Here is a 15,522-nt window from a genome sequence, read left to right on the forward strand (position 1 = left end):
ATGACAGCTGTTCCACGACGTGAGTCTTCATGCGCACTTTCCTTTCCTTCGGCCGCACGCTTGCGCTGGCCGCCGCCGTGCTGGCGCCTGCCGCACACGCGAATAACGTGATCGTCCTCAATTCGGCCGAAGCGACGCTTTCCCTGATCGACCAGCAGACCCGCGAAGTCGTTTCCACGATGCCGACCGGCAAGGAACCGCACCATCTGATGGCGACGCCCGACAACGCGTCGCTGATCGTCGCGAATTCGGTCTCGAACAGCCTGATGTTCCTCGATCCGAAGACGGGCAAGCTGCAGCGCACCGTCGAAGGGATCGACGATCCTTACCAGCTCGGCTTCTCGCCCGACCGCAAGTGGTTCGCGGCGGCCGGCCTGCGGCTCGACCGCGTCGACATCTACGGCTACGACGGCCGCGACCTGCACCTCGTGAAGCGCGTGCCGCTCGCGGTGATGCCGAGCCACCTCGCGTTCACGAAGGACAGCAAGACGCTGCTCGTGTCGCTGCAGGTGTCCGGCGAGATCGCGGCGATCGACCTGCCGACGCAGACGGTCAAATGGAAGATGAAGGTCGGCAAGGTGCCGGCCGGCCTGTGGCTCACGCCGGACGACAAATTCCTGCTGGTCGGGATGACCGGCGCGGATTACGTCGCGGTCGTCGACTGGCGCAACCAGAAGGTCGTCAAGCAGATCTACACGGGCAAGGGCGCGCACAACTTCCGCTCGCTCGCCGACGGCACGCACGTCGCGGTGACGAACCGCGTCGCGAACACGATCAGCATCATCGACGAGAACACGCTCACCAACGTCGGCGACATCACCGGCCTGCTGCCGGGCCCCGACGACATGGAGCTGTCCGCCGACAAGAAGACGCTGTGGGTGACGTTCCGTTTCGCGAAGAAGGTCGGGATCATCGATCTGGCCTCGCGCAAGCTGGTGCAGACGATTGCCGTCGGCCGCTCGCCGCACGGCATCTACTTCTACGACCGCGCGCCGTGGAAGGCGGCGAACGGCGCGTGACGGGCGGAGGCGAACGATGCTGCACCTGATCGATGCGTTCGTGTCGGACATCCAGACCTGGCTGTACGTCGATGTCGTGCAGCCGCTCCTCTTCAAGTTCAACCTGATGGACTATGACGAGGACACCTACGACGCGCTGTACTGGGTGATCATCGGCGCGCTGCAGATGGTGCTGATGTTCGCGCTGCTGCGCCCGCTCGAGGCGCTGCTGCCGGTCGAGCGCTGGACGAACCGACGCGCGGTGCGGGTCGACGTGATCTACACGGCGATCTCGAAGCTCGGCATCTACACGCTGTTCTTCTTCTTCGCGCTGCAGCCGGTGTTCGACAGCTTCCAGGCGTGGCTGCGCCTGCATGGCGTCGCGAACGTCAACCTCGACTATCTGTGGCCGGGCGTGACTTCGCAGCCGATCGTCGCGTTCGCGATCTATCTCGTCGTGCTCGACTTCGCCGGCTACTGGTATCACCGCTGGCAGCACAAGTTCGGCATCTGGTGGGAGCTGCACGCGGTCCATCACAGCCAGCGGCAGATGTCGCTGTGGTGCGACGACCGCAACCACCTGCTCGACGACGTGCTCCAGTCGTGCTTTTTCGCGGCGATCGCGCTCGTGATCGGCGTGACGCCGTCGCAGTTCGTCGTGCTGACCGCGGTCACCAACTTCCTGCAGAGCATCCAGCATACGAATGCGCGGCTGTCGTACGGCCGCATCGGCGAGCGCCTGCTCGTCAGCCCGATCTTCCACCGCCGGCACCATGCGGTCGGTTACGGCCACGAAGGCACCAAGTACGGCTGCAACTTCGGCGTGCTGTTTCCGTGGTGGGACATGATGTTCGGCACCGCGTCGTGGAACCGCACGGTCGAGCCGACCGGCATCCGCGAGCAGATCGAGGGCGTGTCCTATGGCGACGGCTTCTGGTCGCAGCACGGCCTCGCGTTCGTGCGGATCTTCCGGCGCCTGTTCCCCGCGAAGCGCGGCGCGGCGTCGGCCTGATCCCGATCCGTCCGCTTTCCCGTCGAACGACGCTTGCACGCGGCCCGCATGCGCTTTGGCGCATGCGGGCCGCGTGGTTTATCCTTTCCCCGTTTTTCTTCGTCAATCCAGACTCCATAGGCTCGCATGAACGATTTGCTGCGTTCCTTCGTCCGGGCGCTCGTCAGCGCGCTGCACCCGCGCATGCTGTGGCTCACCCTGATGCCGTTCGTCGTGTCGGCGCTGCTGTGGGGCGCCGTGCTGTGGTTCTCGTGGCAGACATTGCTGGACCTCGCGCGCGGCGCGCTCGACGGCTTCGTGCTGACGGCCGCGCTGTATCGCGCGTTCGATGCGATCGGCATGTCGCAGCTGCATGCGGTCGTCGCGCCGTTCGTGGTCGTGTCGCTCGCCATTCCGCTGATCGTGCTGACCGTGCTGCTGCTGATCGCGACGATCTCGATGCCGGTCGTGATCAAGCACCTGTCGAACCGGCAGTTCGCGGCGCTCGAGCCGAAGCGGGGCGGCACCTTCCTCGGCAGCGTGTTCAATTCGCTCGGCGCGGCGCTCGTCGGCGTCGTGCTGCTCGTCGTCACGATCCCGCTGTGGCTGATTCCGCCGTTCTTCGCGCTGCTGCCGCCAGTGATCTGGGGCTGGCTCACGTATCGCGTGATGACCTACGATGCGCTCGCGCTGCACGCGAGCCGCGACGAGCGTCGCGCGCTCGTGCGCCGGCACCGCTGGCCGCTGATCGGCATCGGCGTCGCGACCGGGCTGCTCGGCACCGTGCCGACCTTCGTGTGGGTGTCGTCGGTCTGGATGATGGTGCTGTTCCCGTTCGTCGCGGCCGCCATGATCTGGGTTTACGCTTTCATCCTCGTCTTCTCGGCGCTGTGGTTCGGGCACTACTGCCTGCACGCGCTGGAAGACTTGCGCGCGAGTGCGCGCGCCACCGCAATCGACATGGGGCAGGCATGAGCATCGGCATCATCATCATCGGCGACGAAATCCTGTCGGGCCGCCGGCAGGACAAGCATCTGGCGAAGGTCATCGAGCTGCTCGGCGCGCGCGGCCTCGCGCTCGACTGGGCCGAATACGTCGGCGACGATCCGGCGCGCATCACGGCGACGCTCGCGCGCGCGATCGCGTCGGGCGACATCGTGTTCTCGACGGGCGGGATCGGCGCGACGCCGGACGACCACACGCGCCAGTGCGCGGCGGCCGCGCTCGGCGTGCCGCTCGAACTGCATCCGGAAGCGAAGGCGCTGATTACGGAGCGGATCCGCGAGATGCACGCCGATCCGGCCGCACCGGTCGATTTCGAGTCGCCGGAGAACCAGCACCGTTTCAACATGGGCGTGTTCCCGGCCGGCGCGACGATCATCCCGAACGGCTACAACCGGATTCCCGGCTTCTCGGTCGGCCATCTCCATTTCGTGCCGGGCTTCCCGGTGATGGCGTGGCCGATGATCGAATGGGTGCTCGATACGCAGTATGCGCATCTGCATCACGCGACGCCGCATGCCGAGCGCTCGTTGTACGTGTTCGAGCTGCCGGAATCGACGCTCACGCCGCTGATGGAGAAGATCGAGCGCGATTTTCCGGGCGTGCGCGTGTTCAGCCTGCCGAGCGTCGGCGACGCGGAGCGCGGCGGCATCTACGCGCGCCGTCACATCGATCTCGGCGTGAAGGGCGAGCCGGAAGCGGTCGCGGCCGCGTTCGTGAAGCTGCGCGAAGGCGTGCACCTGCTCGGCGGCGACGTCGTCGAGCCTGAGCCGCATGCCTGAGCGGCCTGCCACGCTGCCGTACTAAAAGCAACGGGCCGCGCAACGCGGCCCGTCATCGGCATGTCATCCCCTGGCTCGACGATGAGGCTGTCGCAACCGGCGGCCTTGGCGCGCCGTCAGGCGCCGATCCACGGCAGTTTGCGGAAGCACCAGCCGTCGACGGTCTTGCGGTGGCCTTCGGCGTCCTTCGCGCCCTCGAAGCCTTCGAGCAGGTCGAACGCCTTCGTGTAGCCGGCCTGCGCGGCCGCGACCGCGGCGAGCTTCGAGCGCGCGGCGCTGCGGCACAGGAACAGGATCGGCGTATCGGCCGGCAGGGCCGCCTTCAGTTCGTTGACGAATTCGGCGTTCGGCACGCCGCCCGGGTAGCGCGTCCATTCGATGTGCAGGTACTGGCCGTCGCCGACGAGCGGGCGGCCGATCCAGTCGAGCTCGGCGCGCGTGCGCACGTCGACGAGGCGCGCAGACGGGTCGAGCTGCAGCAGTTCGAATGCCTCGACCGGCAGCAGCGCGCCGGCGTAGTTGAGCGCGCTTTGTGCGCGGCGTTCGTCGGCCTTCGCGTAAAGCTGGTCCAGCGTACTCATGGCAGGGAGTCTCCGTATCGGTCAAACGAGCATTCTAGCGCGGTGGGGCGGTACGGACGTCCGCGCGGCCTGCGGCGCATGCACGGGCCACGGGTTCACCAAAAAGGTGCAGAATTGCGCACATGCACCAGAATAACTCGGTCGCGCCGCCGCACCCCGGAGATTGCACCGTATGGGTGCAATCCGGTCGGCGTCGGTGCGGCCCCGGGCCCTGCAATTGCGCAGGTGAGCCCCGCTGCGGCGCGGGCCGGCGCGATCCGCGTCGGTTTTGCGATGGTTGGCACGGAAGGTGCTATATAGAATTCGGTCGAATCGGGGCGCGCTGCGCCAAAGCAAGACCCCGGTCAGCTCGATAAACGAGGCGGTTCCCAGTCCGCCGGAATTGTTCAATCAGGAGAAGAGGTTATGAGTAAAACCGTCGCCGACGTCATGCAGCTCGTGAAGGACGAGGACGTCAAGTTCGTCGATTTCCGCTTCACGGATACGCGCGGCAAGGAACAGCACGTGTCGGTGCCGGTTTCGGCGTTTGACGAAGACAAGTTCGAAAGCGGTCATGCATTCGACGGTTCGTCGATCGCGGGCTGGAAGGGTATCGAGGCGTCGGACATGCTGCTCATGCCGGATCCGAGCGCTGCGTTCATCGACCCGTTCTATGAAGAATCGACGCTGGTGCTGACCTGCGACGTGGTCGAGCCGGCCGACGGCAAGGGCTACGAGCGCGACCCGCGTTCGCTCGCGAAGCGCGCGGAAGCCTACCTGAAGAGCACGGGCATCGGCGACACGGCCTACTTCGGTCCGGAGCCGGAATTCTTCATTTTCGACTCGGTCCAGTGGAACACGGACATGTCGGGCTGCTTCGTGAAGATCAACTCGGAAGAAGCGCCGTGGTCGGCAGGCAAGGAATTCGAAGGCGGCAACACGGGCCACCGTCCGGGCACGAAGGGCGGCTACTTCCCGGTCGCGCCGGTCGACACGTTCCAGGACATGCGCTCGGAAATGTGCCTGCTGCTCGAACAGCTCGGCATCCCGGTCGAAGTGCACCACCACGAAGTGGCGGGCCAGGGCCAGAACGAAATCGGCACGAAGTTCTCGACGCTCGTGCAACGCGCGGACTGGACGCAATGGTCGAAGTACATCATCCATAACGTCGCACACTCGTACGGCAAGACGGCGACGTTCATGCCGAAGCCGGTCGTCGGCGACAACGGTTCGGGCATGCACGTTCACCAGTCGATCTGGAAGGACGGCCAGAACCTGTTCGCGGGCAACGGCTATGCCGGCCTGTCGGAACTGGCGCTGTTCTACATCGGCGGCATCATCAAGCACGCTCGCGCGCTGAATGCGATCACGAACCCGACGACGAACTCGTACAAGCGTCTGGTCCCGCACTTCGAAGCGCCGGTCAAGCTCGCGTACTCGGCACGCAACCGGTCGGCATCGATCCGCATTCCGCACGTGTCGAACCCGAAGGGCCGCCGTATCGAAACGCGCTTCCCGGACCCGATGGCGAACCCGTACCTGTTGTTCTCGGCGCTGATGATGGCCGGCCTCGACGGGATCCAGAACAAGATCCATCCGGGCGAAGCAGCGGACAAGAACCTGTACGACCTGCCGCCGGAAGAGGATGCAAAGATCCCGACCGTGTGCGCGGGTCTCGACCAGGCACTCGAGGCGCTCGACAAGGATCGCGAGTTCCTGACGCGCGGCGGCGTGTTCACGGACGGCATGATCGACGCGTACCTCGGGCTGAAGGAGCAGGAGCTGGCGAAGTTCCGCATGACGACGCACCCGATCGAGTTCGAGATGTACTACTCGCTCTAATCGGCGATGGCGCTTCGATTCGGCGCCGTCATGCCGGTTCGTTCCCGTCGCGCGGTGTGCGGCGGGAGCGGCGGAGTCTGAAAGGGGACGGCGTCCGGCCGTCCCTTTTTTGTTCCGACGATTTTCATTTTCTGCCCGGTGAGGCGCGACAAGCACGCAGATGGTTCTGAAGAATCTGATCAAGGCGAAAACGGGCCAGCCCGAACGACTGACGGACGACGAGCGGCTCTCGCGCTCGGGTCTGCTGGCGGGGCTCGAAGCGCTGCCGACGGTCGTGATCGTGCTCGACCGCAAGACGCTGCGGATCGCGTTCGCGAACCCGTCCGCGGAGGCGATGCTCGACATCTCGCGGCGGCAGCTCGCGCAGCGGCCATGGGGCGAAATTTTCCCGAACGCGAACGAGCTTGCATCGACGATCACCGCGATCGGCCAGGAACGCTTTCACGCGACGCACCTCGATACCGTGCTCGACCGGCCCGGCCGTGAGCCGCTGCATGTGCACGCGATCGTCGGCTTCCTCGAGACCGCACCCGATTTCGTGCTCGTCGAGCTGTTCGAGAACGAACGGCAGTCGCGCACCGATCGGGAAGAGCGCATCCACGACCTGACGGCGGTCAACAAGCAACTGATCCGCAACCTCGCGCACGAGATCAAGAACCCGCTCGGCGGCATTCGCGGCGCAGCCCAGCTGCTCGAATTCGAACTGGGCGAGCGCGAGCGCGGCGAGTTGCGCGAATACACGCAGGTGATCATCAAGGAGTCCGACCGCCTGCAGACGCTCGTCGACCGGTTGCTGGAGCCGCACCGGCATCCGCATATCGTCGGCGACGTGAACATTCATGAAGTGTGCGAACGCGTACGCGCGGTGATGCTCGCGGAATTCCCGCGCGGGCTCACGATCGAGCGCGATTACGACGTGAGTGTGCCGGACCTGCGCGGCGACAAGGAGCAGTTGATCCAGGCGCTGCTGAACATCGTGCGCAACGCCGCGCAGGCGCTGCGCGAACGGATCGCGCAGGGCGACGCGAAGATCGAGCTGCGCACGCGCATCGCGCGCAAGGTGACGATCGCCAAGCGCCTGTACCGGCTGGCACTGGACTTGCACGTGATCGACAACGGGCCCGGCATTCCGGAAGAGATCCGCGACCGGATCTTCTACCCGCTCGTGTCCGGACGCGACGACGGCAGCGGCCTCGGCCTCACGCTCGCACAGACGTTCGTGCAGCAGCACGACGGGATGATCGAGGTCGAAAGCCGGCCCGGACGTACCGAATTTCAGATTCTGCTGCCGCTCGACCATTGAGCGGCGACAGTGCGATTCACCGGATTTCCCCATACCTGACCGACCTATGAAGCCGATCTGGATAGTAGACGACGACCAATCGATCCGCTGGGTGCTTGAAAAGGCACTCGCCCGGGACAGCTTCGCGACGAAGAGCTTCGCGAACGTGCGCGACGCGCTGGCCGCGCTCGACCACGAGACGCCGCAGGTACTGGTGTCCGACATCCGGATGCCGGGCGGCTCGGGCCTCGAGTTGCTGCAGGCGATGCACGAGCGGCTGCCGGGCCTGCCCGTCATCATCATGACGGCGTTCTCCGATCTCGACAGCGCCGTCGCGGCGTTCCAGGGCGGCGCGTTCGAATACCTCGCGAAGCCGTTCGACGTCGACAAGGCGGTCGAGCTGATCCGCCGCGCGGTGGAAGAAAGCCTGCGCGGCGGCGCGCCGCAGGACGAGCGCGTGGCCGACGCGCCCGAGATGCTCGGCCAGGCGCCCGCGATGCAGGACATGTTCCGTGCGATCGGCCGGCTGTCGCATTCGGCCGCGACCGTGCTGATCACCGGCGAGTCGGGCACCGGCAAGGAGCTCGTCGCACGGGCGCTGCACCGTCACAGCCCGCGCGCGAACGGGCCGTTCATCGCGCTGAACACGGCGGCGATTCCGAAGGATCTGCTCGAATCCGAGCTGTTCGGCCATGAGCGCGGCGCGTTCACCGGCGCGCAGACGACGCGGCAGGGCCGCTTCGAGCAGGCCGAGAACGGCACGCTGTTCCTCGACGAAATCGGCGACATGCCGTTCGACCTGCAGACGCGCCTGTTGCGCGTGCTGTCGGACGGGCAGTTCTATCGGGTCGGCGGGCACAACCCGCTGCGCGCGAACGTGCGCGTGATCGCCGCGACGCACCAGAATCTCGAGTCGCGCGTGCGGCAGGGGCTGTTCCGCGAGGACCTTTACCACCGGCTCAACGTGATCCGGCTGCGCCTGCCGCCGCTGCGCGAACGCAGCGAGGACATCGCGCTGCTCACGCGCCACTTCCTGCAGAAGAGCGCACGCGATCTCGGCGTCGAGCCGAAGCGCGTGTCCGACGATGCGCTCGCGTATCTCACGTCGCTGCCGTTTCCCGGCAACGTGCGCCAGCTCGAGAATCTGGCGAACTGGCTGACCGTGATGGCGCCCGCGCAGACGGTCGAGATCAAGGACCTGCCGCCCGACCTCGTGCCGGCCGGGGCGCCGGTCGGCGCGTCGGGCGACGGCGCGGACGTACACGGCAGCGGTGGCCACGCGGCAGCGCCTGCCGCGATCGGTGCAGCGCCGCCCGCCGCCGCGCCCGTCGCGAGTGCGGCGAACGGCAGCGCGCCGGCCGGCTACCCAATGTGGGAGCACGGGCTGCGCACCGAAGTCGCGCGGTTGTTGCGCGAGAACTCTGCCGACGTGATGGACGAGCTCGCGCGTCGCTTCGAGGCGGCCGTGATCCGCGAGGCGCTCGACTTCACGCGCGGCCGCAAGGTCGAGGCCGCGGAGCGGCTCGGCATCGGCCGCAACACGATCACGCGCAAGATCCAGGAGCTCCATCTGGAGCCCTGACCGAGCACGATTCGCGGCATGCGCGGGCCCGCGCATGCCGCGATCGGACATAATCGCGGTTTGCTCGCAGCTTGCCATTCCGCCGATCCACCATGTCCGATTCCTTCCGCTGGCCCGCCGGGGCCGACCCGTTCCGTTTCCTCGAAGCGCTCGACAGCAAGCGCGCTCGCACGTGGGTCGACGAGCAGAATGCGCGCACGCACGCCGCGCTGCGCGACGACGATGCGTATCGGGCGCTGACCGCGCGTCTCGCGAAAGCGTATCTGCCGCGCGAACGCCCGGTGATTCCGACCCGCTGGCGCGACTGGGCGTACGACCTGTGGCAGGACGATCTCCATCCGAAGGGACTGTGGCGCCGCACGCGCTGGGCCGACTGGCGGGCCGGCCAGCCGGCCTGGGAAACGCTGCTCGACGTCGACGCGCTCGGCGCCGAAGAGGGCGAGTCGTGGGTGTTCGAGCAGGAGGCGATCCTGTATCCGGACGGCGATCGCGTGCTGCTGTCGCTGTCGCCGGGCGGCGCCGACGCGGTCGTCGTGCGCGAATTCGACCTCGTCGAGCGCCGTTTCGTCGACGGCGGCTTCACGATCGACGCGCCGGGCCATCACACGGTCGGCTGGATCGATCGCGACACCGTCTACGTGAGCTGGGATCGCGGCGAAGCACATGCGACCGCGGCCGGTTATCCGTATGAAGTGCGGCGCTGGGTGCGCGGCACGCCGCTCGCCGACGCGCCCGTCGTGTTCCGCGGCGAGCCGGACGACATCAGTGCGGGCGCATGGTACGACCCGATCGACCGCCGTCACGTCGCGTGGCGCAGCGTCGATTTCTTCGACGCGCACGCATACCGGCTGACCGACGCCGGCGAATGGGTGCGCTACGACGTGCCGACGCACGTCGAGGTCGGGTTCTGGGAAGGCTGGCTCGTGCTGGAGCCGCGCCTCGACTGGGATTGCGACGGCGTGCGCCACGCGGGCGGCTCGCTGCTCGCGATCCGCGAGCAGGCGTTCCTCGCCGGCGCGCGCGAATTCACGACGCTGTTCTCGCCGCGGCCGACGACGTCCGCCTGTACGTGGACGCACACGCGCACGACGCTGATCGCGAGCTGGCTCGACGACGTGCACAACTGCACGATGCTGTGGCAGCCGCGGCAGGCCGACGACGGTGCGTGGACGTGGGATGCGCGGCCGTTCGACTGGCCGGGCGATGCGCAGATCGATATCGAGCCCGTCGAATCGACGCTGAACGACGAGGTGTACGTCGATGTCGACACGTATCTCGATCCGCCCGAATGCTGGCTGGCCGATCTTGCCGATCGCGCTGACGATGCGCCGTCGCGCCGCGTGCTGCTCGACCGGCCGCCGGTGCAGTTCGACGCGGCCGGGCTCGTCGTACGCCGCGCGAGCGCGCGTTCGCGCGACGGCACGGTGGTGCCGTACACGCTGATCGGGCCGCGCGATGCGCTTGACGTGCCGGAAGGCGGGGCGCGCGTCGCGCGGCCGTGCCTGCTGTCCGGCTATGGTGGCTTTGCGATCCCGAATCTGCCGGGCTACAGCGATGCGTTCGGCATCGGCTGGCTCGAACGCGGCGGCGTGATGGCGTTCGCGCACATTCGCGGCGGCGGCGAATTCGGGCCGCGCTGGCACGTCGACGCGCAGCGCGAACACCGGCAGCGTTCGTTCGACGATTTCATCGCGGTCGCCGAGGATCTGGCCGCGACCGGCGTGACGACCGCCGCGCAACTCGGGATCGAGGGTGGCAGCAACGGCGGGCTGCTGGTCGCCGCGTGCATGATGCAGCGGCCCGAGCTGTTCGGCGCGGTGCTGTGCCGCGTACCGCTGCTCGACATGCAGCGCTATCCGAAGCTGCACGCGGGCGCCGCCTGGCTCGACGAATACGGCGACCCCGACGATCCGCGCGAAGGCGCGGCGCTGGCCGCGTATTCGCCGTATCACCGCGTGCGCGAAGGCGTCGTGTATCCGCCGTTGTTGCTGACGACGTCGACCCGCGACGATCGCGTGCATCCCGCGCATGCGCGCAAGATGGCCGCGCGTATGCAGGCGCTCGGTCACGAGCGGGTGTGGTACTGGGAGAACACCGACGGCGGCCACGGCAGCGCCGACGATCTCGAGCGCGCGGAAGCCGACGCAGCCGAATTCGGCTTCCTGTGGGCCCATCTCGGGCCGGCGCCCGCGCGGCGCTGATCGCGCGAGGGCGCTTGCGCGATCAGCCGACGATCGCGACGACGGGCGTGTGATCGGACGGCTGTTCCCACGTGCGCGGCGTGCGATCGACTTCGCACGATGCGCAGGTTGCCGCGAGCGCCGGCGACAGCAGGATGTGGTCGATGCGCAGCCCCGCGTTGCGGCGGAACGCCATCATCCGGTAGTCCCACCACGTGAAGGTTTTCTCGGGTTGCTCGAAGCGGCGGAACGCATCGACGAAGCCGAGTTCGATCAGCTGCGCGAAGTGTGCGCGCTCCTGCGGCGACACGAGGTTCTGGCCTTCCCATTTCGCGGGATCGTGCACGTCGCGGTCTTCCGGTGCGATGTTGTAGTCGCCGAGCAGCGCGAGCTTCGGGTAGCGCTGCAGCTCGGTGCGCAGCCACGCCTGCAGCGCGTCGAGCCACTGCATCTTGTAGACGAACTTGTCGGAGTCGAGCGCCTGGCCGTTCGGGAAGTAGGCGGACACGATGCGCACGCCGTCGACCGTCGCGGCGATCACGCGCTGCTGCGGATCGTCGAAGCCCGGGATGTTGCGCACGACGTCCGATTCGTCGACGGCGAGCGTGTCGCGCACGAGGATCGCGACGCCGTTGTAGGTCTTCTGGCCCGTGAACCAGCTACGGTAGCCGGCTGCCTCGAGATCGGCGCGCGGGAATTTCTCGTCCGGCAGCTTCAGTTCCTGCAGGCACAGCACGTCGGCTCCGCTTTGCGCGAGCCAGTCGAGCACATGCTGTTTGCGGACATTGAGCGAATTGACGTTCCAGGTGGCGATTTTCATGAACGGGAGGGTGTGTGCGGCGTGAATGCGAAGGCCGCCATCTTACCGCGAGCATGGGGTGCGAACGCGCGCGTCATGCAACGTCGCGTACGTGTCCCGCATCGGCGCCCGGGCAATGGATGCAGAAATTGTGACAAAAGTATTGACGTGAGTACTTCCTCACCCTATAATTTATTTCTCTGACGCGGGGTGGAGCAGTCTGGCAGCTCGTCGGGCTCATAACCCGAAGGTCACAGGTTCAAATCCTGTCCCCGCAACCAAGCACACCAGACGATGTGCAGCGCAATTGACCGATGCGCACTTCGTCGACAAGAACCCGGCTCCGTGCCGGGTTTTTTGTTTTCCGCGCCCGCTCGTTATTTCGGCGCGCCCGGGCTCCCGGGCAGGAAGCCGTTCTCGATCAGATAGGTCGTCGTGTTGACCAGCGTGGCTCTTGCGTTCGGCGTGCCCGACAGCACCGCGCACTTGTCCTGGCCCGTATTCAGCCGCATCGACCGCTCGGTCGTCGGATAGTCCACATCCTTCAGATAGAAATGCGGCAGCGACGTCATGTAGCGCGCATACGGCACGCATGGCCGCTGCAGCGGGTCCTTCGGCGCGGCGTTGAACGGAAAGTACTCGTCGAACAGGTAAGCCGAATTCGACAGGCCGCCCCAGTCGGCGGGCACCGCGATGCTGCCGGTCGGCGTCGTGGCGCCGGTTGCGACGTCCGTGATGAAACCGTCGACGGTCGAGCGCCCGTCGCTGCGATTGGCCTGCGTCACGGTGATCTGCAGCCGATAGGCGTGGCCCGTTTTCCACGGATACGCGATCGAGCACGACGTTCCGGAGCCGCCGTCGGCGCCGCCTCGGCAATTCGCCGACAGCGGCGCCGTGCCGGTGCCGAACGCGCTGAAGATCACCACGTTGGTGCTGAGGGTGCGTGGCTGGATGCCGGTGTAGATCGCGTGCCCGCCATGTTGCGACGATAACTGGTTGGCCCAGTAGTAACTCGCGTTGACCTGGGTCGGCACGACTTCGGGCGTGAGGTTCCACGTCATGCGATCGAAGCCGTCACTGGGCGTGGTGGCCGCCGATGCGGTGATGTTGGGGTCGGCGTGCGCGTTGAGCGTGGCCGACACGGCGAGCAGTGCGCCGAACACGGTGCTGAGTCTGTTCATGTTCCTGTTTCCCGTTGGTGGAAAAGAGACCGCGACGAGCAGCGTCGATTGCGGCGCCGCTGCTCGCGTACCAATTTGCGGTCACTTTATTACCAATGAATAACCCGTTGTGTCGGCGCGCCCGCGTGAACCGCGTCGCGTGGTTTGCGGGGCGCCCCTGCCGGGCCCGGGGGATGGGCGAGAGCACGGAGTCGGGCGGGCTGCGACGTGCGCCCCGGGAGAGTGAATCCCGGCGCGCGGAACAATGCGGCGATGCCACCCGGCGGCGATGTCGATACGCGACGGCGCGCGTCGTTCAGCGCGCCGCCCACTCGACGGCCGCCTTCGCATGCAGCGCGGTCGTATCGAATACCGGCAGCGGCGAATCGTCCGCGCCGATCAGCAGCGTGATTTCCGTGCAGCCGAGGATCACGGCCTGTGCGCCGCGCGTGGCCAGTCCGTCGATGATCGACACATACGTCGCGCGCGATGGCGCCGCGACGACGCCGTGGCACAGCTCGTCGTAGATGATCCGGTGCACGTCGTCGCGCCCGCGTTCGTCCGGCACCAGCACGTCGAGCCCGAACTTCCCGCGCAGCCGCTCCGCGTAGAACGGCAACTCCATCGTGTAGCGCGTGCCGAGCAGGGCGACGCGCTCGACGCCCGCGTCGCGCAGCGCGGCACCGGTCGGATCGGCGATGTGCAGGAACGGCAGCTTCACCGCGGCTTCGATCGCGTCGTGCACGCGATGCATCGTATTGGTCGTGAGGACGACGAGATCGGCACCGGCCGCTTCGAGCTGCCGCGCGGCATCGGCCATTCGTTCGCCGAGCGCGGCCCAGTCGTGCGTGCGCTGCAGCGCTTCGATTTCGGCGAAGTCGACCGTGACCAGCACGCTTTTCGCGTTGTGATGCCCGCCGTGCAATGCCTTCGAGTGCCGGTTGATCATCCGGTAGTACTCGGCCGACGATTCCCAGCTCATGCCGCCGATCAGTCCGATCGTCTTCATCCGTCACCTTTGCGTTTCGTGTGTCGCGGCAGACGAGTATAGGCGCCGCTGCCGGAGCCCGGCCGGTACGATCCGCGCAAATCGGGCCGGTACGGCGCTGCCGGCCGTGGACGTACGCAGCAGTTGAAACCGGCACTGTGTTTTTGTACAGTATCGGCACCGTGAACCCGACCATCATTTCGCCAGCCGATCCGCACGCGCCGCCGGGCGACACGCTGCCGCGCGCGCGCAAGATCATTCACTGCGATTGCGACTGCTTCTACGCGTCGGTCGAGATGCGCGACGACCCGTCGCTGCGCAACCGGCCGCTCGCGGTCGGCGGCCGGCCCGACCAGCGCGGCGTGATCGCGACCTGCAACTACGAGGCGCGGCGCTACGGCGTGCATTCGGCGATGTCGTCGGCACTGGCGATGCGCAAGTGCCCGGACCTGCTGATCCTGCCGTCCGCGATGGACAAGTACCGTGCGGCATCGCGGCAGATCATGGCGATCTATCGCGACTACACGCCGGACGTCGAGCCGCTGTCGCTCGACGAGGCGTACCTCGACGTCAGCGGGTCGGAACGTTGCCAGGGCAGTGCGACGCTGATTGCGCGCGAGATCCGCGAGCGCGTGCGCGACACGGTCGGCGTGACCGTATCGGCGGGCGTCGCGCCGAACAAGTTCATTGCGAAGATCGCATCCGACTGGAACAAGCCCGACGGGCTGTTCGTCGTGCGGCCGCACGAGATCGACGCGTTCGTCGCGGCGCTGCCGGTGCGCAAGCTGCACGGCGTCGGCAAGGTGACGGCCACGCGGCTCGACCGGCTCGGCATCCAGACTTGCGCGCAGTTGCGCGACTGGCCGTTGATCGACCTGCACCGCGAGTTCGGCGCGTTCGGGCGGCGGCTGTACGAACTGTCGCGCGGGATCGACGAGCGCCCCGTGCAGGCCGATCAGGAGCGCAAGTCGGTCAGCGTCGAGACGACCTACGTGACCGACCTGACGACGCTCGAGCAATGCGCGGACGAAATCCGCCGCCTCGTCGTGCAACTCGACGCACGGATCGAGCGCGCGGGCGCCGCGCGCTCGATCCGCAAGCTGTACGTGAAGATTCGCTTCGCCGATTTCCAGCGCACGACGGTCGAGTGCGTGGCCGACGCGACGAATGCCGAGACGGCCGTCACGCTGCTCGCGAAGGGGTTGTTGCGGCGCGCGCAGCCGGTGCGGCTGCTCGGCGTCGGCGTGCGTATCGACGAGGACACGGCCGAGCGCCACGGGCAATTCCTGCTGTTCGACGACACCTCGCCCACGCAATGAAAAAAGGCACCGCCGAAGCGGTGCCTGTCGATGCTGC

General features: G+C 67.0%; 13 protein-coding genes and 1 tRNA gene. 10 read left to right on the top strand and 4 right to left on the bottom strand.

Annotated features, from left to right (window positions below; translation table 11 throughout):
• Positions 1-29: 29 nt before the first annotated feature.
• The 4 genes from WT24_RS14780 (at position 30) to WT24_RS14795 (ending at position 3,773) form a co-directional block, all read left to right on the top strand.
• Positions 30-1,019, top strand: coding sequence for a beta-propeller fold lactonase family protein (locus tag WT24_RS14780; protein ID WP_059505718.1), 990 nt, complete (start codon positions 30-32; stop codon positions 1,017-1,019).
• Positions 1,020-1,035: 16 nt separating this feature from the next.
• Positions 1,036-2,010, top strand: a complete 975-nt coding sequence (locus WT24_RS14785) for a sterol desaturase family protein (protein WP_060034417.1) — start codon at positions 1,036-1,038, stop codon at positions 2,008-2,010.
• A gap of 126 nt (positions 2,011-2,136) precedes the next feature.
• On the top strand, positions 2,137-2,964 hold the full coding sequence (locus WT24_RS14790; RefSeq protein WP_060034420.1) for an EI24 domain-containing protein: 828 nt from the start codon (positions 2,137-2,139) through the stop codon (positions 2,962-2,964).
• On the top strand, positions 2,961-3,773 hold the full coding sequence (locus tag WT24_RS14795; RefSeq protein ID WP_059505724.1) for a molybdopterin-binding protein: 813 nt from the start codon (positions 2,961-2,963) through the stop codon (positions 3,771-3,773). Before WT24_RS14790 ends, WT24_RS14795 begins: the two co-directional genes overlap by 4 nt.
• A 116-nt stretch (positions 3,774-3,889) precedes the next feature.
• Here the strand turns inward: WT24_RS14795 and WT24_RS14800 are convergent, their stop codons facing one another.
• Positions 3,890-4,354 carry a rhodanese-like domain-containing protein gene (locus tag WT24_RS14800; RefSeq protein WP_059505726.1) on the bottom strand — a complete coding sequence of 155 codons (465 nt, stop codon included), beginning with the start codon at positions 4,352-4,354 and terminating at the stop codon, positions 3,890-3,892.
• A gap of 405 nt (positions 4,355-4,759) precedes the next feature.
• On the opposite strand from WT24_RS14800, the gene glnA reads away from it, so the two are divergent.
• From glnA to WT24_RS14820, 4 genes are all read left to right on the top strand, one after another.
• Positions 4,760-6,175 carry a type I glutamate--ammonia ligase gene (gene glnA, locus WT24_RS14805; protein WP_034207771.1) on the top strand — a complete coding sequence of 472 codons (1,416 nt, stop codon included), beginning with the start codon at positions 4,760-4,762 and terminating at the stop codon, positions 6,173-6,175.
• 160 nt (positions 6,176-6,335) lie between these two features.
• The gene (glnL, locus tag WT24_RS14810) at positions 6,336-7,478 is read left to right on the top strand and encodes a nitrogen regulation protein NR(II) (RefSeq protein WP_059505728.1); all 1,143 of its coding nucleotides are present in this window, start codon (positions 6,336-6,338) and stop codon (positions 7,476-7,478) included.
• A gap of 46 nt (positions 7,479-7,524) precedes the next feature.
• Complete coding sequence (gene ntrC, locus WT24_RS14815; protein WP_060034423.1) at positions 7,525-9,039, top strand: nitrogen regulation protein NR(I); 1,515 nt, start codon at positions 7,525-7,527, stop codon at positions 9,037-9,039.
• A gap of 92 nt (positions 9,040-9,131) precedes the next feature.
• Positions 9,132-11,240 carry a prolyl oligopeptidase family protein gene (locus WT24_RS14820; RefSeq protein ID WP_060034425.1) on the top strand — a complete coding sequence of 703 codons (2,109 nt, stop codon included), beginning with the start codon at positions 9,132-9,134 and terminating at the stop codon, positions 11,238-11,240.
• Positions 11,241-11,262: 22 nt separating this feature from the next.
• Here WT24_RS14820 and xth read toward each other — a convergent pair whose 3' ends face one another.
• The gene (gene xth / locus WT24_RS14825; RefSeq protein ID WP_034207767.1) at positions 11,263-12,039 is read right to left on the bottom strand and encodes an exodeoxyribonuclease III; all 777 of its coding nucleotides are present in this window, start codon (positions 12,037-12,039) and stop codon (positions 11,263-11,265) included.
• A gap of 183 nt (positions 12,040-12,222) precedes the next feature.
• On the opposite strand from xth, the gene WT24_RS14830 reads away from it, so the two are divergent.
• Positions 12,223-12,299: transfer RNA gene (locus tag WT24_RS14830), tRNA-Met, on the top strand.
• A 96-nt stretch (positions 12,300-12,395) separates the two neighbouring features.
• On the opposite strand, the gene WT24_RS14835 is transcribed toward WT24_RS14830, so the two are convergent.
• Both WT24_RS14835 and WT24_RS14840 read right to left on the bottom strand, forming a co-directional pair.
• Positions 12,396-13,199 (bottom strand): DUF3472 domain-containing protein, encoded by an 804-nt coding sequence (locus WT24_RS14835; RefSeq protein ID WP_060034429.1) that lies wholly within the window; start codon positions 13,197-13,199, stop codon positions 12,396-12,398.
• Positions 13,200-13,494: 295 nt separating this feature from the next.
• Positions 13,495-14,187, bottom strand: a complete 693-nt coding sequence (locus WT24_RS14840) for an aspartate/glutamate racemase family protein (RefSeq protein ID WP_059505736.1) — start codon at positions 14,185-14,187, stop codon at positions 13,495-13,497.
• Positions 14,188-14,324: 137 nt separating this feature from the next.
• Here WT24_RS14840 and dinB point away from each other — a divergent pair, with 137 nt between their 5' ends.
• On the top strand, positions 14,325-15,485 hold the full coding sequence (gene dinB, locus WT24_RS14845) for a DNA polymerase IV (RefSeq protein ID WP_060034432.1): 1,161 nt from the start codon (positions 14,325-14,327) through the stop codon (positions 15,483-15,485).
• Positions 15,486-15,522 lie beyond the last annotated feature (37 nt).

Source organism: Burkholderia sp. MSMB1078WGS, assembly GCF_001528895.1.
GTDB lineage: Bacteria > Pseudomonadota > Gammaproteobacteria > Burkholderiales > Burkholderiaceae > Burkholderia.